14 protein-coding genes and 1 pseudogene are annotated in these 19,213 nt (G+C 68.7%); 8 read left to right on the forward strand and 7 right to left on the reverse strand.

Annotated elements, in window-relative coordinates; genetic code table 11:
- The first annotated feature begins 185 nt into the window (after window positions 1–185).
- On the forward strand, window positions 186–1,763 hold the full coding sequence (locus ACSAMQ_RS05720) for a M20/M25/M40 family metallo-hydrolase (protein ID WP_435394732.1): 1,578 nt from the start codon (window positions 186–188) through the stop codon (window positions 1,761–1,763).
- Window positions 1,764–2,366: 603 nt separating this feature from the next.
- Here ACSAMQ_RS05720 and ACSAMQ_RS05725 read toward each other — a convergent pair.
- Together ACSAMQ_RS05725 and ACSAMQ_RS05730 are read right to left on the reverse strand one after the other, a co-directional pair.
- Window positions 2,367–3,185, reverse strand: a complete 819-nt coding sequence (locus ACSAMQ_RS05725) for an SDR family oxidoreductase (RefSeq protein WP_435394733.1) — start codon at window positions 3,183–3,185, stop codon at window positions 2,367–2,369.
- Between the two features lie 340 nt (window positions 3,186–3,525).
- A complete protein-coding gene (locus ACSAMQ_RS05730) occupies window positions 3,526–4,185 on the reverse strand; it encodes a serine/threonine protein kinase (protein WP_435394734.1) in 660 nt (219 codons plus the stop codon).
- Between the two features lie 237 nt (window positions 4,186–4,422).
- On the opposite strand from ACSAMQ_RS05730, the gene ACSAMQ_RS05735 reads away from it, so the two are divergent.
- Window positions 4,423–6,438 (forward strand): bifunctional DedA family/phosphatase PAP2 family protein, encoded by a 2,016-nt coding sequence (locus ACSAMQ_RS05735; protein ID WP_435394735.1) that lies wholly within the window; start codon window positions 4,423–4,425, stop codon window positions 6,436–6,438.
- A gap of 56 nt (window positions 6,439–6,494) precedes the next feature.
- Here the strand turns inward: ACSAMQ_RS05735 and ACSAMQ_RS05740 are convergent, their stop codons facing one another.
- The 3 genes from ACSAMQ_RS05740 to ACSAMQ_RS05750 form a co-directional block, all read right to left on the reverse strand.
- On the reverse strand, window positions 6,495–7,085 hold the full coding sequence (locus ACSAMQ_RS05740; protein ID WP_435394736.1) for an LON peptidase substrate-binding domain-containing protein: 591 nt from the start codon (window positions 7,083–7,085) through the stop codon (window positions 6,495–6,497).
- A gap of 963 nt (window positions 7,086–8,048) precedes the next feature.
- Entirely contained in the window at window positions 8,049–9,428 is a 1,380-nt protein-coding gene (mpl, locus tag ACSAMQ_RS05745; protein WP_435394780.1) for a UDP-N-acetylmuramate:L-alanyl-gamma-D-glutamyl-meso-diaminopimelate ligase, read from the reverse strand.
- Between the two features lie 295 nt (window positions 9,429–9,723).
- Window positions 9,724–10,302: an adenylate kinase gene (locus ACSAMQ_RS05750; RefSeq protein ID WP_435394737.1), complete on the reverse strand. Its 579-nt coding sequence runs from the start codon at window positions 10,300–10,302 to the stop codon at window positions 9,724–9,726.
- Window positions 10,303–10,487: 185 nt separating this feature from the next.
- On the opposite strand from ACSAMQ_RS05750, the gene ACSAMQ_RS05755 reads away from it, so the two are divergent.
- The 5 genes from ACSAMQ_RS05755 (at window position 10,488) to ACSAMQ_RS05775 (ending at window position 15,479) form a co-directional block, all read left to right on the forward strand.
- A complete protein-coding gene (locus ACSAMQ_RS05755; RefSeq protein WP_435394738.1) occupies window positions 10,488–11,744 on the forward strand; it encodes a 6-phosphofructokinase in 1,257 nt (418 codons plus the stop codon).
- A gap of 121 nt (window positions 11,745–11,865) precedes the next feature.
- Window positions 11,866–12,891, forward strand: a complete 1,026-nt coding sequence (locus tag ACSAMQ_RS05760; protein WP_435394739.1) for a hypothetical protein — start codon at window positions 11,866–11,868, stop codon at window positions 12,889–12,891.
- 70 nt (window positions 12,892–12,961) lie between these two features.
- On the forward strand, window positions 12,962–13,792 hold the full coding sequence (locus tag ACSAMQ_RS05765; protein WP_435394740.1) for a helix-turn-helix domain-containing protein: 831 nt from the start codon (window positions 12,962–12,964) through the stop codon (window positions 13,790–13,792).
- Window positions 13,793–13,885: 93 nt separating this feature from the next.
- Window positions 13,886–14,326, forward strand: a complete 441-nt coding sequence (locus ACSAMQ_RS05770) for a VOC family protein (RefSeq protein WP_435394741.1) — start codon at window positions 13,886–13,888, stop codon at window positions 14,324–14,326.
- Between the two features lie 346 nt (window positions 14,327–14,672).
- Complete coding sequence (locus ACSAMQ_RS05775; RefSeq protein ID WP_435394742.1) at window positions 14,673–15,479, forward strand: hypothetical protein; 807 nt, start codon at window positions 14,673–14,675, stop codon at window positions 15,477–15,479.
- A gap of 174 nt (window positions 15,480–15,653) precedes the next feature.
- Here the strand turns inward: ACSAMQ_RS05775 and ACSAMQ_RS05780 are convergent, their stop codons facing one another.
- Together ACSAMQ_RS05780 and ACSAMQ_RS05785 are read right to left on the reverse strand one after the other, a co-directional pair.
- Window positions 15,654–16,181: a hypothetical protein gene (locus ACSAMQ_RS05780; RefSeq protein WP_435394743.1), complete on the reverse strand. Its 528-nt coding sequence runs from the start codon at window positions 16,179–16,181 to the stop codon at window positions 15,654–15,656.
- Window positions 16,182–16,382: 201 nt separating this feature from the next.
- Window positions 16,383–16,574, reverse strand: a complete 192-nt coding sequence (locus ACSAMQ_RS05785; protein ID WP_435394744.1) for a hypothetical protein — start codon at window positions 16,572–16,574, stop codon at window positions 16,383–16,385.
- A gap of 608 nt (window positions 16,575–17,182) precedes the next feature.
- Here ACSAMQ_RS05785 and ACSAMQ_RS05790 point away from each other — a divergent pair.
- A pseudogene (locus ACSAMQ_RS05790) lies at window positions 17,183–19,207 on the forward strand (sodium-translocating pyrophosphatase); the annotation flags it as partial.
- Window positions 19,208–19,213: the final 6 nt, after the last annotated feature.

Consider the following 19,213-nt stretch of genomic DNA (forward strand, 5'->3'; position numbering starts at 1 on the left):
GCCGGCCGGGCCGGGCCGCCGCTGCCGGGTCGGAGCGAGCCAGCGACCGCCGGCGCCGATCGCGCAACACGACACGCCCGCGGCACTTCCCTCGCGCGCGGTTCGCTACCAACCTGAGCGACGCGCCGGCGCCGCGATGGCGCCTCGCCGGACTTTCCATGCACTTCATCGATGAGGGATACGTCATGAGTTCACGCCGTAGCCGCACTGTTCGTCTGCTTCCCGCCGTGCTGGCCTTGGTCCTGGCCCAGGCCGGCGCCACGCCGCCGAAGATCGCGATCACCGAGACCGCCGCCTTCGACGCCGCCTCGGTGCCCGCCTTCACCGGCGATTACGCCGACGTGTATGCGCACCTGGAGAAACAGCGTGCGGCCGACCTCGCCCAGCTGCAGCGCTGGGTCAGGCAGCCTTCGATCAGCGCCCAGGACAAGGGCATCGAGGCGATGGCCGAACTGCTGCGCGGCGACCTGCAGGCGCTCGGCTTCCGCGATACCGCCCTGGTGCCGACCTCCGGCCACCCCGGCGTCTACGGTTATTACGACGCTGGCGCCGAGCACACGCTGGTGGTCTACATGATGTACGACGTGCAACCGATCGAGCCCACCGGCTGGAAGGTCGGCGCCTTCGACGGCGCGCTCGTCGACGACCCGCAGCTCGGCAAGGTGCTGATGGCGCGCGGGGCGACCAACCAGAAAGGCCCGCAGCGCGCCTTCCTCAACGCGCTCGACGCGGTGATCCGGGTGCGCGGCAAACCGCCGGTCAACCTGATCGTGCTGGCCGAAGGCGAGGAAGAACTCGGCTCGCCGCACTACCCGGAAGTCGTCGCCAAGTACGAGGCGCAGCTGCGCAAGGCCGACGGCGTGTTCTTCCCCATGAACACCCAGGATCGCGACGGCGAAGCCTCGATGTTTCTGGGCGTCAAAGGCATCCTGTATCTAGAGCTGGAAGCCAAAGGCAATCCCAAGACCGGCGGCCCGCAGAAGAGCGAAGTGCACGGCTCGCTCGCGGCCAAGCTCGACTCGCCGAGCTGGCGCCTGGTGCAGGCGCTGGCCACTCTGACCACGCCCGATGGCGAGATCGCCGTACCCGGCTATCGCGACGCGATCCGCCCGCCGAACGTCGAAGAGCAGCGTCTGTTCAACGGCCTGGTGGCCAAGCGCGGCAACGACACTCAGAAGCAGCTCGACGCCTTCGCTGCGGCGCGGTGGAAGAACGGCCGCAGCGACCGCGATGCGAGCGCCGCGGAACTGTTCGACACCACCCTCAACATCGACGGCCTGGTTGCGGGCTACACCGGCGAAGGAGTCAAGACCATCCTGCCGCACCGCGCCGTGGCCAAGGTCGACTCGCGCCTGGTGCCTAACCAGACCCCCGACGAGGCCGTCGCCCTGATCCGCAAACAACTCGACGCCAAGGGCTTCGACGACATCGAAATCCGCAAGCTGTCGGGCTACCCGCCGGCGCAGACCTCGGTCGACGCGCCGCTGACCCGCGCCGCGATCGGCGCCTACCGCAAACACGGCTTCACCCCGCCGGTCGCCCCGCGCATAGGCGGCAGCGCCCCCTATTACGTCTTCACCCAGACCCTGGGCCTGCCGATGATCGCCGGCGGCCTCGGCCACGGCAGCGGCGCCCATGCCCCGAACGAATACATGGTGATCGAACCCCCGAAGGGCTCGAAGATCGCCGGCCTCGTACAGGCCGAACGATTCTATGTCGACCTGTTGTACTCGTTGGCGGAGGCGTTGAAACAACCGAAGTGATTGCTTTGCTCGAGGGTAGCCGCAATCGGGCTGCGCCGGCGGGTTGCCGTTGCCGTTGCCGTTGCCGTTGCCGTTGCCGTAAAAGATTCTGCCGTTGCAGTGCGCAGTCTCGCACTAGCGAAGGCCATAGAAGACCCGGAGGGCGGCCCGCAGGGATGCGGGCCGTTTTTCATCGGGACAGGGAGGTCCCGTATGAAAAATCTCCGCGTATGCATCGAACGCGCGGGCCTGTGATTCAAAACAAAGCACTTTTCTTTGGTTACCTTTCTTTTGTTGCTTTAGACAAAAGAAAGTAACCCGCCGCTTTAGTGGCGGAAGCTTTGGGTTTGATCTTGATCTTGGTCTAGATGTTGATCTAGATATAGATCCTGATCTTTCTCGATCCATGCGCCGCGAAGCCGCCACAACGATTTCGCGGCTTGCGCCGCTCCTACCCTGGCGAAGGCGCGCCGCTTCGACGAACGGCGGCGGCCTCGTTACTACTACGCGTCCCGCGGTCGCGACTTACGTCGCTACTACAAGGGCTCGGCGAGTAACGACGCGAACATGAGGCGGCGCGGTCGCGGCTTGCGCCGCTCCCCCTGAGAGCCCGCCCGCTGTCGCTCAATCGAGAAACAAATCCGGCAACGGTTGCTTGCTCGCGTCCACCGCATAGCCGCTGAAATCGGTCACGCCGGCTTCGCCGAGCACTTCCTCGTCGATCAGGAAGCGACCGTAGAAACCCTGCGCCGGGCGCACCAGCACCGCGTGCACGGCGTCGGCGACGATGCTCGGCTTGCGGCAGCGGTCCATCGGGACGCCGGGGATCAGGTTCAGGGCGTCGGTGGCGATGATCGTCCTCGGCCACAGCGCGTTGACGGCGATGCCCTGCGGGCCGAATTCGCCGGCCAGGCCCAGGGTGACGAAGCTCATGCCCATCTTGGCCAGGGTGTAGCCGGTATGCGGCGCCCACCACTTCACGTCCAGGCTCGGCGGCGGCGCCAGGGTCAGGATGTGCGGGTTCGCCGCCTGCTGCAGGTAAGGCAGGCAGGCCTGCGCGCACAGGAAGCTGCCGCGCGAATTGACCTGCTGCATCAGGTCGAAGCGCTTCATCGGGGTGTCGAGCGTGCCGCGCAGCCAGATCGCGCTGGCGTTGTTGATCAGGATGTCGATGCCGCCGAAAGTGTCGACGACCGCGGCCACCGAGGCGTTGACCTCGTCTTCCTCGCGAATATCGCATTTGAGCGCCAGCGCGCGGCCGCCAGCCGCCTCGACTTCGGCGGCGACGCTGTGGATCGTGCCCGGCAGCTTGGGATTGGCGACCGAGGACTTGGCGGCGATGGCGATGTTGGCGCCGTCGCGCGCGGCGCGCAGGGCGATCTCGCGACCGATGCCGCGCGAGGCGCCGGTGATGAAGATGGTCTTGCCGGAGAGTGTGGACATGGCGGGATTCGGAAGGCGGGCGTCGGTCGCCATCCTAATCCGATTCGCGCCGCGTGAATCCGGACCGCAGGCTCGAACACGACGCTGCGAGTCCGACGCCTCCCGAATCGCGGTGAATCGAATCCTCGGCAGGCCACGGACCATACCAACGCGATACGTACCGCACGTTGGCGACTCACTCGCCGCGTTACCGCCTCGACGAGTCCCGGCTTCCGAACCGCAGCTCCATACCAACGCGATCCATATCGCCTGCCATCGAAGCCTCAATCGCCGAGTCACCGCTCCGGCGAGTCCCGAGTCCCGAGTCCCGAAACCCAAAACCCAAAACCCGAGCCAGCCCTCAAGGCTTCGGCCCCTGCCCCTCGTTGTCTTCCCAGTGCAGGATGCGCCGGGTGACGAAACGGTAGACCGGCTTGCCGGTGGCGAACCACAGCTCGCGCAGCCAGGAATGGCGCTTGAGCACTCGCCGTTCGACCGGGGTCAGCGCCCGCGGACAATAGGTGCGCTTGTGCTTGAGCAGATGGCGCAGGTCCTCGCGCGCCAGCAGGCGCATCCAGCGCGAACGTGGGTCGCCGCGAGTGGCGAGCTGGAAATCGATGATCGCCGGACTGCCGTCGACCAACACCAGCCAGTTGGCCTCCTTGGCCAGGTCGTTATGGGCCAGGCCGCGCCGATGCAGCCGCTGCAACAGGCGCCGGGCCTGGCGGAAATAGGCCAGGTCGCCGTGCGGCGGGCGCTGGTACATCGCGGCGCCGTCGAGGTAGCTGCGGTCGAGCCGGCGCCCGTCCCAGCGCAGCAGCTGCGGGGTGGCGTCGAGCCCGTCGACGCGTTGCAGCGCGCGCGCCTCGCGCCGCGCCAGCCACCAGGCCGGCAGGCGCAGCCACCACGGCACGTGGCCCAGGTCGCGGCGCACGAACAGCCCGGCACGATCGCGCATCAGGGCGATACGGCCGAAGCTATCTGCCTTGAGTGCGGCGACTTCGATGACATCGGAGGACATGCCGCCAGTGTAGCCGGGGACTCGGGACTCGGGACTCGGGACTCGGGACTCGGGACTCGGGACTCGGGACTCGGGACTCGGGACAGGCAAATGCATCGGCCCGGGCCAGGCAAGCGTTTGTGCGACTCTCGATTTCACCGCCCCCTTGCCGCCTTCAAGGCAGTGCCGTTGGTCACGGCCCGCCGTCAAGCGCGGGCAGTCATCCGCGCAACAGACATCGCTGCCTATAATCAGCCGATGGAACCTGCCTGGCTAGAAAGCGCGACCGCATGGATCGCGGCCAATCCGATCGCCGCAGGCATCGTGATCTTCCTGATCGCGTTCTGCGATGCTCTCGTCATCGTCGGTATCGTGGTGCCGGCCCTGCCCCTGCTGTTCGCGGTCGGCACCCTGGTCGGTCTCGGCCACATCAGCGGTCCGTATGCGCTGGTCTGCTCGACCCTCGGCGCCTTCGCCGGCGATGGCCTGAGCTACTGGGTCGGCTACCGCTGGGGGCCGCAGTTGCGCCAGCGCTGGCCGTTCTCGCGGTATCCGCAATGGCTGGATCGCGGCGAAAACCTGTTCCGCCGCCACGGCAGCAAGAGCATCGTGATCGCGCGCTTCGTCGGCGCGGTGCGGCCGTTCGTGCCGGCGATCGCCGGCATGTTGAAGATGCCGATGAAGCGCTATGCGATCCCGAGCTTTCTCGCCTGCCTGGTGTGGTCGGCGCTGTTCCTCGCGCCGGGCTGGGTGCTCGGCGCCTCCTACGACGCGGTCGCCGCGGTCGCCGACCGCCTCGCGATCGTGCTCGGCGCCCTGCTGGTCGCGGTCGCCCTGGTCTGGGCCACGGTGCTCTATACCTGGCGCTGGTTCGCCACGCACGCCAACAATCTGCTCGCGCGCGCCTTGCGCTGGACCCGCGCGCATCCGCGCCTGGGCCGCTACGCCGCGGCCCTGATCGACCCGAACCGGCCCGAATCGGCCTCGCTAGTGATGCTGGCGGTCTGCCTGCTCGGGATCAGCTGGATCTGGTTCACCCTGCTCGCCACCTTGCTCGCGAGCGGCGGGCCGCTGGCGATCGACCACAGCGTCCACGAGTTCATGTGGACCCTGCGCAATCCGCTCGCCGACCGCTTGATGGCGGGGCTGGCGAGCCTGGGCGATGCTGCCGTGCTCGGCCCGGCCTCGCTCGCGGTGCTGGCCTACCTGGCCTGGCGCCGGCGCTGGATGGCGGCGGCGCACTGGGTCGGCGCGATCGTGTTCGGTCTCGTCCTGACCTCGTTGCTGGAAGCGGCCATCGACATGCCGCGCCCGCCGACCGCGCCGGCCGGCTTCGGCTTCCCGTCGGTCGCGGTGACGATGACCACGATCGTGTTCGGTTTCTTCGCCGTGCTGATCGCACGCGAGCTGCCGGGCCGGCAGCGGGTCTGGCCGTACCTGCTGGCCGGCGTGGTCACCACCCTGGTCGGCTTCGCCCGCCTGTACCTGGGCGCGCACTGGCCCAGCGACCTGGTCGGCGGCACCTTGTTCGGCATCGTCTGGCTGCTGGTGCTCGGCATCGCCTACCGCCGCCACGTCGCGCGTTCGTTCTGGATGCGGCCGCTGGCTTGGCTGTTCTATACCGTGTTCGTCGCCGCCGCGCTGTGGCATGCGCCGCGCTCGGCCGACGCCTTGCTGGCCAAGTTCGCCGCCGCCACGCCGACCACCGTGCTCGACGCCGGGCCGTGGTGGAGGAGCGACTGGGCGACCTTGCCGGCGCAACGCAACGAGAGCGACGTGCGCCAGCGCTGGCCGCTCGACATCCAGATCGCCGGTCCCCTGCCGCCGCTGCGCGCGAGCCTGGAGGCCAACGGCTGGCGAGTGCAGGAGCAAGCCGACTGGCTGGCGACCATCGCCCTGCTCGACGACGACGCGCCGGCGCGCGAGCAGATCGTGCTGCCGGCCACGCTCGATGCGCAGGCCGAAGCGCTGTTGATGCTGCGCGACGGGCCCGGCCCGGACATGCAGTACGCGCTGCGCCTGTGGCCGGCCCCGGCGGTGCTCTCCGACGGCACCCCGCTGTGGGTCGGCACCACCCAGATCCTGCGCTTGAACAAGCCCTTCAACGCCGCCGCGCTGTGGCTGCCGCAGTCCGACGACGGCCGCGCCCACGCCGAAGTGCGCAAGGCGCTGACCGGCTTCACCATGATCGAACAGGCGCATCCGAAGAACGGCACCCGGGTGCTGCGTCTGCAATCGCGGTATCGCGTGCCGGGCACCGAACCGGCGCCGTGAGTTCGTCAGGGCCGGCGCCGGCCAATGCGGCGCCGATCAGGCCCGCAGGCGCGGGCTCAAGGCAAGACCGTCAGCAAGTGATCCAGGCGCTGGTGCGGCCCGTCCATCTGCAGCAGCGCCTGCCGCTGCGTCAACGACAGCGGTAGCAGCTCGGTCAGGCGCCAGCCGACCCAGGCCGCGTCGTCCATGCACGAATGCGGCGCCTTGGCGTGCTCGCCGCCGATCTGTTCGAGCAGGTGCTCGAGCAGGGTGACCAGCAGCGAATGCTCGGGCCGCACCACCTCGCTCGGGTCCGGTTCGCACCAGGCTACCTCGGCGACCTGCAGGCCGTTGTCGCGCACCCGCACGCGCTCGGCGTGGAAGCGGCGCGTGCCGCGCACCCGCAAGGTCAGCAGGCCGTCGTCGCCGGTGCCGAAATCCTCGATCACCGCCTCGGTACCGTAGGCCGCCGCCGCGGCCGGCGCGCCGGCCTCTTGGCCGTCGATGATCAGGCAGACCCCGAAACCGCGCCCCTGGCGGCCGCAATCGCGCACGAGGTCCAGATACCGCCGTTCGAACACCCGCAAACCGAGCGCCGCACCGGGCACCAGCACGGTATGCAGCGGGAACAATCCCAGCGATTCGGGGGCGGCGATGTCTTCGGACATGGCCGCAGTGTAGCCAAGAGTGGTGGCGGCCACGATATGGGGCGGGCGGCGGGCGGGTTTGTGGCGGGCGGTGGCGCGCGGCAATGGCCTCGGTTGCTTTGTTCGTGCGCAAGCGACGCGGTACCGCGATCCATCCCCTGTAGGAGCGACGTGAGTCGCGACAAGGGACGCAGAAATGACGGGGCCGTCGCCGGTCTTGGAAGCGGCGTTTCTTTCGCAGGGTAGGAGCGGCGCAAGCCGCGACATCGCCGCGACGGTCTTGCGACGTATTCCTCGTGGAAGCATCAATATCAAGTCCGAAGCTTCGGTTGCTTTGTTCTTGCGCAAGCAACGCGGTACGGCAAGGCCGCCCCTTGTAGGAGCGACGTGAGTCGCGACAAGGGACGCGCAGAAATGACGGGGCCGTCGCCGGTCTTGGAAGCGGCGTCTCTTTCGCACGGTAGGAACGGCGCAAGCCGCGACATCGCCGCGACGGTCTTGCGGCGTATTCCTCGTGGAAGATCAGCATCAAGATCAAGATCAAACCCAAAGCTTCCGCCACTAAAGCGGCGGGTTACTTTCTTTTGTCTAAAGCAACAAAAGAAAGATAACCAAAGAAAAGTGCTTTTCTTTGAATCAAGGGCCCGCGCGTTCGATGCATACGCGGGGATTTTTCATACGGGACATCCCTGTCCCGATGAAAAACGGCCCGCATCCCTGCGGACCGCCCTCCGGGTCTTCTATTGCCTTCGCTAGTGCTAGGCGGCGCACGGCAACGGCAACGGCAACGGCAACGGCAACAATGACAGGCGCACGCGCAGCCGCAATCGCGCCGGCGCCGTTGCGGGGACCTGTGCGGTCGCGGCTTGCGTGGCTCTTACCCGTATGGGGCCCGGCCGGTTACGGCGGGGGCCGACGCTGAGCGGTCGCGGCTGGCGCCGCTCCTACAATGGGGATCTGCGACGGCGATGGAAGCTACGCCGTCTACACGTTCCTCAACGCGGCGAAGAACCGGCGCGGCGCGCCGTCGAAACCGCCGTTCGACATGAACACCACATGGTCTCCGGCGCGCACGCGCTCGCGCAATGCGGCGATCAGGGCGTCGGCATCGGGCACGGTCACACCTTCGCCGCGCAGGCCTGCGACGACTTTGCCGGCGTCCCAGGCCAGTTCGGGACGGTGCAGGAAGATCACGATGTCGGCGCCGTCGAGCGAGGGCGCCAGAGCTTCGGAATGCGCGCCCAGGCGCATCGAATTGCTGCGCGGCTCCATCGCCACGACGATGCGCGCGCTGCCGACGCGGGCGCGCAGGCCGGCGAGGGTGGTGGCGATCGCGGTCGGATGGTGGGCGAAGTCGTCGTAGACGGTCACACCGCCGCTTTCGCCGATCACTTCCAGGCGGCGCTTGACACTGCGGAACGCGGCCAGGGCCGGCAGCACGCCGGCGACATCGACGCCGACCGCATTCGCGGCGGCCAGCGCGGCCAAGGCGTTCATCACGTTGTGGCGGCCGAGCAAGGGCCAGCGCACTTCGCCGACTTCGACGCCGTCGTGGATCACCGCGAAGGCGCTGCCGTCTGCCTCGATCAGGCGCGCGGTCCATTCGAAGGCCGGCTCGCCCGATTCGGAATGCAGGCCGAAGCGCTCGACCGGAGTCCAGCAGCCCATCGCCAGCACTTCGCTCAAGCGTTCGTCCTCGCCGTTGACGATCAGCCGGCCGCGGCGCGGCACGGTGCGCACGAGGTGATGGAACTGGCGCTGGATCGCGGCGACATCGGGAAAGATGTCGGCGTGGTCGTATTCGAGGTTGTTGAGGATCGCCACCAGCGGCCGGTAGTGGACGAACTTGCTGCGCTTGTCGAAAAAGGCAGTGTCGTACTCGTCGGCTTCGACGACGAACTCGCGGCCGGCGCCGATGCGCGCGGACACGCCGAAATCCTCGGCGACGCCGCCGATCAGAAAGCCCGGCTGGCGGCCGGCGGCTTCGAGCAACCAGGTCAGGATGGTCGTGGTCGTGGTCTTGCCGTGGGTGCCGGCGACGGCCAGCGTGTCGCGCCCCGGCAGCACCTGCTCGCTCAGCCACTGCGCGCCGGAGGTGTAGCGGCGGCCGTCGTCGAGGACCTGCTCGACCGCGGCGTTGCCGCGCGACAACGCGTTGCCGACCACGATCTCGTCGCAATCGGCGCCGATGTGTTCCGGCTTGTAGCCTTGCTTGAGCGCGATGCCGAGCTGTTCGAGCTGGGTCGACATCGGCGGATAGACCGCCTGGTCGCTGCCTTCGACCTCGTGGCCGAGTTCGCGCGCGAGCGCGGCGACGCCGCCCATGAAAGTGCCGGCGATGCCAAGAATATGGAGCTTCAAGATTCGACGTTCCGAATAAGGCTGCGAAGGTTCAACGAGTCGGCTGCCGCACGGCATCGACGCCCCCTCGCCCGCTGCGGCGACCGAAGGAAGCGCGTAGCCGACAGAGCCAGCGGCAAGCATGTGCGCGAATCGGCGTTCGCAGGGAACGCGGCAGTTGGGCCGCGGCTGATAAAACGTGTGCCCTCACCCCGCCCCTCTCCCGCAAGCGGGAGGGGGAGAACGACCGGAGCGCGAACGCGGCGCGGCCGGAAAGAGCGCAAGGCCGAAGCGCGAACGCGGTGCGTGAGGGCGAGGGTCAGCCGACCGTCGGCGCCGGTTCCAGCGCTTCGATGATGCGGGTGAACACCACGTCGAGCGAGCCGACGCCGTCGACCACGGTCAGGCGGCCGTGCTGACGGTAGTACTCGATGACCGGCGCGGTCAGCTCGTCGTAGACCTTCAGGCGGGTGCGCACCGCTTCCGGGCTGTCGTCGACGCGGCCCTGCTCGGCGGCGCGGCCGGCGATGCGTTCGACCAGCAGTTCGGTCGGCACTTCCAGTTGCACGGCGAAGTCCATCGGCTGGCCGATCTTCTTGAGCAACACGTCGAGCGCGTCGGCCTGGGCCAGGTTGCGCGGGTAACCGTCGAGAATGAAACCGCCGGCGGTGTCGGGGCGCGAGAAACGGTCCTCGAGCATGCCGAGCAGGATTTCGTCGCTGACCAGGTTGCCGGCGTCCATCACCGCCTTGGCTTCCAGACCCAGCTTGGAACCGGCCGCGACTTCGCCTCGCAACAGATCGCCGGTGGAAATATGCGGCACCTGCAAATGCTCCTTTAGCCGCGCAGCCTGCGTGCCCTTGCCGGAACCGGGCGCGCCCAGAAGTACCAATCGCATCAACATCGCTCCTGAAAACTAACGAAATCGTCGCGGCCGGCGTTCGCCACGCCGGCCTCGCAGCCCACCGGCCGCCCCAGGCTGGCCAGTCCGCGGGGCGGCGCTACACTCGGAGCCGCCATTCACCCGCCGGGCAAAATATTGCTGGCAGCTTACCGCAATCCGGCCGAAATCCTGGAATCCCCATGCCCAACGGAACTTTGCTGTACGCCCAATCCGGCGGTGTGACCGCCGTCATCAATGCCACCGCCTCGGCCGTGATCGAGACCGCCCGAGCCCGCAAGGTCAAGGTACTGGCCGCCCGCAACGGCATCCTCGGCGCCCTGCGCGAGGAGCTGATCGACACCTCCCGGGAGTCGGCCGCGGCGATCCGCGCCCTCGGCCATACGCCCGGCGGCGCTTTCGGCTCGTGCCGGGTCAAGCTGAAGTCGCTGGAGGCCGACCGCGCCCGCTACGAGCGCCTGCTGGCCGTGCTCAAGGCTCACGACGTGCGCTGGTTCCTCTACAACGGCGGCAACGACTCGGCCGACACCGCGCTCAAGGTGTCCCGGCTCGCGGCCGAGTTCGGCTATCCGCTGACCTGCATCGGGGTGCCGAAGACCGTCGACAACGACCTGGCCGTGACCGACTGCTGCCCCGGCTTCGGCTCGGCCGCCAAGTACACCGCGGTGTCGGTGCGCGAGGCCGCCCTCGACGTGGCGGCGATGGCCGAGACCTCGACCAAGGTCTTCGTCTACGAGGCCATGGGCCGCCATGCCGGCTGGCTGGCCGCGGCCGCCGGCCTGGCCGGCCAGGGCCCCGACGACGCCCCGCACCTGATCCTGTTCCCGGAACGCCCTTTCGACGAGGCCGATTTCTTCGCCAAGGTCCGCGTCACGGTCGAACGGGTCGGCTATTGCGTGGTGGTGGCCAGCGAAGGCATCCAGACCGCCGACGGCCGCTTCGTCGCCGATGCCGGCGGCGGCCACGACTCGTTCGGCCACACCCAGCTCGGCGGGGTCGCCTCGCATCTGGCCGGGCGGGTCAAGGACGCCCTGGGCTACAAGGTGCACTGGGCCCTGCCCGACTACCTGCAGCGCTCGGCCCGCCATCTGGCCTCCAAGACCGACGTCGAGCAGGCCCGCGCGGTCGGCAAGGCCGCGGTCGAGTTCGCACTGAAGGGCCACAATTCGGTGATGCCGGTGATCGTGCGTACCTCCGACGCGCCCTACCGCTGGAAGATCGAGGCGGCGCCGCTGAGCAAGGTGGCCAACCACGAGAAGAAGATGCCGGCCGGGTTCCTGCGCAAGGACGGCTACGGCATCACCGCCAAGGCACGCGCCTACCTGGAGCCGCTGATCCGCGGCGAGGCCCCGCCGCCGTACGGCCGCGACGGCCTGCCCAAGTACGTGGCGCTGAAGAACGTCGCGGTGAAACCCAAGCTGCCGGCGTTCGAAGGCTGAGCGAACTGCGACGGCCGGCCGCTAACCGAGCGGCCGCATCGCCCCGGGCGCGCCGCCCGGGCGGGGCGGCGCTATCCTCGGGCGGCGGCGAGGGTCGCCGCACCAAGGACCGCATTCGCTCATGGACAGTCGCACGAACACCGCCACGCGGGCCGCCTGGGCGGCCTGCCTCGCCGCGCTGGCGTCGGCGCCGGTCTGCGCCGGCGAGAGCTTTCTGTTGCATCGCTACGGCGAGCGCCCGGCGCGCGGCCTGATCTATGCCGACAGCAGTTGGATCGAGAGCGCGCTGCCGCCCGAGGACGAAAGCCGGATCTTGTTCGCCGACGGCCCCGACGCGGCGATGAGCGCACGCGAGGCGGCGCCGCGCTCGATCCAGGTGTTCGAGGTCATGGAACACGAATCCGCGCCGGACAAGATCGTCCACCGCCTGCAGTTCGACTGCGCGCGCGGTCGGATGCGCAGCACCTCGGCCGATGTGTATCGGCGCAACGACACTCAGGACACCCTGGCGCCGACCGACTGGGCGCCCACGCCGGCCGGCTGGATGAGCCAGGCCCAGCGCTTCGCCTGCGAGCCGGCCTCGCGCACGGCCGAACACGGCATGACCCGGCTCGACAGCGCGGCCAATCTGCTGAGCGTGGTCGACCTGTCCTGGCAGCGCTTCTGGACCGACGGCAAGCGGCCGCGCTATACCAGCAGCCGCTCCAAGACCCAGATCGCCGCGCGCCGGCAGGAAGTCGAGGGCGCGCTGGCGCGCCTGTCCGGCGCGATGGACCAAGTCCATGCCGAGCTGCGCGACCAGCAGGAGGACGCCCGCGCCCAGGCCGAGGCCGCGGCGCGCAGCGCCCGCGCGAGCGAACGCCGCGAACGCACGCCGAACCCGACGCTGGAAAGCTGGATCGACGCGCCGCTGCAACTGCTGGTCGGCACCTGGGGCGACCCGGTCTCGTATCGCGACGAAGATCGCAGCCGCTTGCTGCATTACCTCCTGCCGGCGGCCGAGCCCCGGCGCGGCCCGGCCGCGGACGCCGGCCGCTGCACGATCAAGTTCATCGTCCGCAACGGCACCGTCTTCGACTACACCGCCAGCGGCGCCGGCAACTCGTGCGAGAACGCCGCGGTGCCGGCGCGCTCGGTGTCGATGTGAATGCGCGAGAGCGTCCGACCGCATCCGGGCGCATGATCGTGGCTTGCCCCGCGCCATCGCCCCTTGACCCATGACCGCCGAATCTCCGCTGCCGGCTTCGTTGCATCCGTGGATCGAACGCATCTGGGTGTGCGAGCGCCCGCGTCGGGCGCCGCGCGCCCTGCGCGAGCATTCCTTGCCGAACGGCGCGATGCATCTGGCGGTGCGGCTGGACGGGCCGCCGCTGCGCCTGTACGCCGATGCCGACGACCGCATCGGCCGCCGCCACGCCGCCGCGACCGTAGCCGGCATCCGTGCCGGGTACTGCATCAAGGACGCCTCCGCGCCGGCCGCCTCGGTGGGCGCGGTGCTGCGGCCGGGCGCGGCGCTGGCCTTGTTCGGCGTATCCGCGGCCGAGCTCGCCGGCCAGCACGTGGCGCTCGGCGATCTGTGCGGCAGCGCCGCCGACCTGCTGGTCGAGCGCCTGGCCGCGACCGGCGATCCCGAGCGTCGCCGCCGAGTGTTCGAAGATTTCCTGCGCGAACGCCTGCGCCCGCCGCGCGGCCTCGACCCGCAGATCGTGCAGACGGCGAGCCGGCTTCAACGCGCCTGCGGCGGTGAGGAGGCCATCGCCGCGATCGTCGCCGGCGGCGGCGGCAGCCATCGCCATTTCATCGCCGCCTTCCGCGATACGGTCGGCCTGGCGCCCAAGCGCTATGCGCGGGTGCAGCGCTTCCGTCGCCTGCTCGCGGCCTTGTCCGCCGCGCCGCGGCCGGCCTGGGCGCAACTCGCGATCGAGCACGGGTATTTCGACCAGTCGCACCTGATCCGCGAATTCCGCGAGTTCGCCGGAGTCAGCCCGCGCGAATATCTGGCTTCGCCGCTCGCCTCGCCGCATCATCTGCCGATCGGGCCGGGCTAGCCACGCGCGCCGCGGCGGCGACGGTCAATTTTATCCAATCCTCGCGAGCGACCCGCCTCCATGCTGGCGCCGACATCCACCACGGAGCCCGCCATGGCCGTCCACGAACTGTTTTCCTATCTGTGCGTCGGCGACGCCCAGGCCGCGATCGCGTTCTACTGCAAGGTCTTCGACGCTACCGAAAAATTCCGCCTGGTCGAACCCGGCGGCCGCATCGGCCACGTCGAACTCGATCTCGGCGGCACCACCTTGATGCTGTGCGAAGAGTTTCCCGAAGTCGAGATCCGCCGCCCCGAGCCGGAGCGCGGCCACAGCCACACCCTGCACCTGCATGTCGACGACGCCGACGACGTGGTCGCGCGTGCGGTCGCCGCCGGCGCGCAGCTGGCGATGGCGCCGCGCGATCACTTCTACGGCGAACGCTCGGGCACGGTCATCGACCCGTTCGGCCATCGATGGAACATCGGCCACAGCATCGAGCAGATCGAGCCCGAGGAAATGCAGCGACGCTACGAACGCGACCCCGGCTGCTGAGGGCTGCGCGCCCTCGACAACCGCACCGCCAAGGGCCGTACAGCGAATACCGCAGGCCGCATCGCGCGCGCCCGCTACCGCCCTGAAGCCACAGGCCGCACGCCGCGTGCGGCGCAGCGTCCTGGCTGTGCGCACGACCGTTGCCGCGGCGACTGCGCGGCCGCGAGTTCAGCTTCGCGGGCGCCACAAGCTGTGCGCTGCGTCAGGAATAGGCACACAGCACATTAAGCCTGCGCCGAAACCCGTTGAATCGCCTGGTCGATTGCGGCACTCTGCCATCGCGCGCGTTCATGCACTTAATGGCGGACGCACGGACGCTGAGTTTCGACCCATCAAGGAGGCCTTCATGAAAGGCAAGCTGTTACCGCTGCTCATTCTCTTGCTGCCCTCGGCTTCGGCCCTGGCCGGCAAGTGCGAAGACAATTTCACCAAGTCAGGCAACCCGCTCAAGGGCACCGAGTACTCCACCTCGGTCACCGTGCCGGGCCTCAGCGTCGCCAGCGCGGTCGGCCAGATGAACAACATCGCCGTGTCCGACGGCATGAACGTGATCGATGCGAACAGCGAGTCCGGCTCGCTGCTGCTCGAAGTAGCACCGAACCTTGCCCACCGCGGCCTGCAGGTCTACGTGACCGCGGTGGCGGACGGCACCGTGTCGATGCTGATGAAGACGCGCCGCGGCGCGCTCGCCAACGCCGACTCGATCAAGACCTCGATGTGCAAGATGCTGTACCAGCTCAAGCCCGGCAAGGCACCGCCGAAGGCCGCTGGCGGCGGCGCCAAGCCGATCTCGATCTCGGCCATCAAGCTGGCCGACGAAGTGTCCAAGACCGTCCAGGACAACGTCGCGATGATCGACGTGCGCAACAAGGGCAAGACCTACCGCGTCAGCGGCTACTTCCTGGGTTCGGAATCCGGCAGCGGCGGCCTGAGCGTGTTCTACGACATGAAGCCCTCGTTGCTGCCGGGCTTCATCCCGAGCAGCCGCGACGCCATCGTCTTCACCCGCGTGATGTGCCACATGGCCTCGGACCAGCGCGGTTATTCGATGACCCTGCGCAAGGGCGACAAGCTCGACCTGATCGGCACCTTCGACTCCTACCAGGCCGACACCCGCCTGATCCACCTCGGCAACTGCCGGGCCGCCAAGTAAGCGCAGCGGCTTCGCGACGAAGCCGCCGCACTCGAACGGGACGAAAGAAAGGGCCGCATTGCGGCCCTTTCTTTATGCGCGACGCTCTTCGCGGGACGCTCTTCGCGCGCTGCTTATCCCAGAGCCCTCGTCGCGCGATGCCCGCTGCGCGACGGGCCCATGGCTACGACGCGTTCAGCCGCCGCAGCTCGCGCCTTCGACCTTCATCGACGCGGCGAACATCGGCACCGCGGCGAGCTTGTTGGCCGCGGCCTTTTCCTTTTCGTCCTGCAGGTACAGGCGCGACTTGCCCTGCGCATCCAGGGTCGGCGGCACCGCGGCCGCAGCCGGCTTGCGCCAAATCCGCACCACCGCCTGTTGCTGCGGGCAGGCGGCGCTGGGCACGCGAATCAGGTCGTTGAATTTCCAGCCGCTCGCTTCCGACGGCTGCGCCTTGGCGGCGTCGACGAAGCGCGCACGCGGCTGGCAGTTCGGGCTGGTGCGCACGACCGCGAATTTGTACGGCTCGGCGGCCTGGCCGGTGAATATGCCCTCGATCCGCGCGCAGGCTTCGGGAATCTGGCGCAGGGTGTGCAGGCGGGCGACCGCCTGGGCCGGGATCGGCCCGCGCTGGATCTCGGGCGCCGGGTCGGCGGTGGCGGCAGTCGCGAGCGCAGGGCTAGCGCACAGGATCGAAACGAACAGCACTGGGACGAATCGCATCGTCGGCTCCGGTCTGGCAAGGCCGGCGCAGACTGGCATGCATCGGCTGAACCCTCGCCGGCCGGATGCGGAGGCTGGCCAGCCGCGTTCACAGGCCCGGCGGCGGCCCGGACCGCGAACGCGCCGGCCGCCTCGAAGGGCGGCCGGCGCGCGGGGTCTAGCCGACCCGCGGCTCACCCGCCGGGCTTGCGCCAGCGGCGATCACTCCAGCGGGATGGGGCACTGCTTCTGCACACAGCACGCCCAGCAATAGGTCTGGGTGTTGCCGGCCAGCTTGCAGTCGTAGATGCACTGCGCCATTTCCGGGGTGATGCTCGAGCCGCCGGCGGCGGCGGTCAGGCCCAGCCCCATACCGAACACGAACACACAACATGCGATCAGCTTCTTGCTCATGGACATCTCCTGATTGAGGTTCGAGGGACAGCGTTTGCTTGGCTCAGCGCGCGGACCTCGGCGTCGACGACGCCTCCATCCGTGGCTCCCCTGCGGAACACCCGCAGTGCGCATCGGCAACCTCAGCGTTTCCCCGGATGGCGACTCCCCGGCCGGCACGATGCGCGCCAACGACTAAACGGCGCATCGCGGGCACTGTCAAACCGAGGCCGCTCCAGCGCGACGCGCGCGCCGGAACGCGGGTGCACGCCACCGTCGCGCCCCGCTCGCCACGCGTATTCAGCCGCTGCGTCACAGCGCGCGCGTGCACCGGTCAAGCCCATAACGGGGTCGATCCCGGGAACGAACCGGACCCGATCCGTGACTGGAGTCGCAGCCCCGCCGATGCCGCCTCGCCTCTCGCACCGCCTCGCGGCAGCGAGGTTTCACCGGCCCAGTGCGTGTGCGATAGTCGCGACACCGCCGTGTTCGCAGCACGGCGTCGCTGCAATGCAACACGCATCAGCGCAAGAAGCGATTCCGCGGCACACCGGCCAACAGCTTTCCGCGGCACAACACGATCGACCCGTTGTCCTGTGATGTCCACTTCTACATTTGGGGAGGGGTTCATGCTGGAGCAGTACGGTTTGACCTTGGCGCTGGGCTGCGCCGTCATCGCGATCCTTTACGGCATCGTGTCCGCGCGCTGGATCAGCGCTCAACCCGCCGGCAACGAACGAATGCAGGAGATCGCCGGCGCGATCCAGGAGGGCGCACGCGCCTATCTCAACCGCCAGTACATGACCATCGGCATCGCCGGCGCGGTCTTGTTCGTGTTGATCTGGTTCGCTCTCGGCGGGCCGACCGCGATCGGTTTCCTGCTCGGCGCGGTGCTCTCGGGCGCGGCCGGCTACATCGGCATGAACGTGTCGGTGCGCGCCAACGTGCGCACCGCCGAAGCCGCGCGCAAGGGCATCGGCCCGGCGATGGACGTGGCCTTCCGCGGCGGCGCGATCACCGGCATGTTGGTGGTCGGCCTGGGCCTGCTCGGCGTGGCCGGCTACTGGCTGGCGCTGGCCAAGCTCGGCGTGACCGGCGAGAAAGCGCTGCACGCCCTGGTCGGCCTGGCCTTCGGCTCTTCGCTGATCTCGATCTTCGCCCGGCTCGGCGGCGGCATCTTCACCAAGGGCGCCGACGTCGGCGCCGACCTGGTCGGCAAGGTCGAAGCCGGCATCCCCGAGGACGACCCGCGCAACCCGGCGGTGATCGCCGATAACGTCGGCGATAACGTCGGCGACTGCGCCGGCATGGCCGCCGACTTGTTCGAGACCTATGCGGTCACGGTGATCGCGACGATGCTGCTCGGCAGCCTGATGACCAGCACGGTCGGCGCCAACGGCGTGCTGTACCCGCTGGTGCTCGGCGGCGTGTCGATCATCGCCTCGATCATCGGCGCGTTCTTCGTCAAGGTGAAAGCCGGCGGCTCGATCATGGGCGCCCTGTACAAGGGCGTGATCGTCTCGGCGGTGCTCGCGGCGATCGCGTTCTATCCGATCACCATCGAGCTGATGCGCGATGCCAGCCACGGCGCGATCAACCTGTACGGTTGCGCGCTGATCGGCCTGGTCCTGACCGGCGCCATCGTCTGGATCACCGAGTACTACACCGGCACCCAGTACGCACCGGTCAAGCACGTCGCCGCGGCATCCACCACCGGTCACGGCACCAACATCATCGCTGGCCTCGGCGTGTCGATGAAGTCGACCGCGCTGCCGGTGATCGCGGTGTGCGTGGCGATCTGGGGCTCGCATGCGCTCGGCGGCCTGTACGGCATCGCCATCGCCGCGACGTCGATGCTGTCGATGGCCGGCATGATCGTCGCCCTCGACGCATACGGCCCGATCACCGACAACGCCGGCGGCATCGCCGAAATGGCCGAGCTGCCCTCGGACGTGCGCGCTGTCACCGACCCGCTCGACGCGGTCGGCAACACCACCAAGGCGGTGACCAAGGGCTATGCGATCGGATCGGCCGCGCTCGCCGCGCTGGTGTTGTTCGCCGATTACACCCACAACCTGCAGGCCGCGCATCCGGGCGTGCTGTTCAACTTCGACCTGTCCGACCACATGGTGATCATCGGTCTGCTGATCGGCGGCCTGATCCCCTACCTGTTCGGCGCGATGGCGATGGAAGCGGTCGGCCGCGCCGCCGGCGCGGTGGTCGAGGAAGTGCGGCGCCAGTTCCGCGACATTCCCGGGATCATGGAAGGCACCGGCAAGCCGCAGTACGACAAGGCCGTGGACATGCTGACCAAGTCGGCGATCAAGGAAATGATCGTGCCGTCCCTGCTGCCGGTCGCGGTGCCGGTGGTAGTCGGCCTGCTGCTCGGGCCGAAGGCGCTCGGCGGCCTGCTGATCGGCACCATCGTCACCGGCCTGTTCGTAGCCATTTCGATGACCACCGGCGGCGGCGCCTGGGACAACGCCAAGAAGTACATCGAGGACGGCCACCACGGCGGCAAGGGTTCGGAAGCGCACAAGGCCGCGGTCACCGGCGACACCGTCGGCGACCCGTACAAGGACACCGCCGGCCCGGCGATCAATCCGCTGATCAAGATCATCAACATCGTCGCCCTGCTGCTGGTGCCGCTGCTGCCGGTG

The organism is Lysobacter sp. 1R34A (assembly GCF_051217035.1).
Classification (GTDB): domain Bacteria; phylum Pseudomonadota; class Gammaproteobacteria; order Xanthomonadales; family Xanthomonadaceae; genus Lysobacter.

What these genes read in the sequence shown, in the direction of transcription:
- ACSAMQ_RS05765 (WP_435394740.1), top strand. Translation starts at nt 12,962, where the DNA reads ATGACCGCCGAATCTCCGCTGCCGGCTTCGTTGCATCCGTGGATCGAA.
- ACSAMQ_RS05750 (WP_435394737.1), bottom strand. Translation starts at nt 10,302, where the DNA reads ATGCGATTGGTACTTCTGGGCGCGCCCGGTTCCGGCAAGGGCACGCAG.
- ACSAMQ_RS05755 (WP_435394738.1), top strand. Translation starts at nt 10,488, where the DNA reads ATGCCCAACGGAACTTTGCTGTACGCCCAATCCGGCGGTGTGACCGCC.
- ACSAMQ_RS05785 (WP_435394744.1), bottom strand. Translation starts at nt 16,574, where the DNA reads ATGAGCAAGAAGCTGATCGCATGTTGTGTGTTCGTGTTCGGTATGGGG.
- ACSAMQ_RS05725 (WP_435394733.1), bottom strand. Translation starts at nt 3,185, where the DNA reads ATGTCCACACTCTCCGGCAAGACCATCTTCATCACCGGCGCCTCGCGC.
- ACSAMQ_RS05780 (WP_435394743.1), bottom strand. Translation starts at nt 16,181, where the DNA reads ATGCGATTCGTCCCAGTGCTGTTCGTTTCGATCCTGTGCGCTAGCCCT.
- ACSAMQ_RS05740 (WP_435394736.1), bottom strand. Translation starts at nt 7,085, where the DNA reads ATGTCCGAAGACATCGCCGCCCCCGAATCGCTGGGATTGTTCCCGCTG.
- ACSAMQ_RS05770 (WP_435394741.1), top strand. Translation starts at nt 13,886, where the DNA reads ATGGCCGTCCACGAACTGTTTTCCTATCTGTGCGTCGGCGACGCCCAG.
- ACSAMQ_RS05735 (WP_435394735.1), top strand. Translation starts at nt 4,423, where the DNA reads ATGGAACCTGCCTGGCTAGAAAGCGCGACCGCATGGATCGCGGCCAAT.
- ACSAMQ_RS05775 (WP_435394742.1), top strand. Translation starts at nt 14,673, where the DNA reads ATGAAAGGCAAGCTGTTACCGCTGCTCATTCTCTTGCTGCCCTCGGCT.
- ACSAMQ_RS05760 (WP_435394739.1), top strand. Translation starts at nt 11,866, where the DNA reads ATGGACAGTCGCACGAACACCGCCACGCGGGCCGCCTGGGCGGCCTGC.
- ACSAMQ_RS05730 (WP_435394734.1), bottom strand. Translation starts at nt 4,185, where the DNA reads ATGTCCTCCGATGTCATCGAAGTCGCCGCACTCAAGGCAGATAGCTTC.
- ACSAMQ_RS05720 (WP_435394732.1), top strand. Translation starts at nt 186, where the DNA reads ATGAGTTCACGCCGTAGCCGCACTGTTCGTCTGCTTCCCGCCGTGCTG.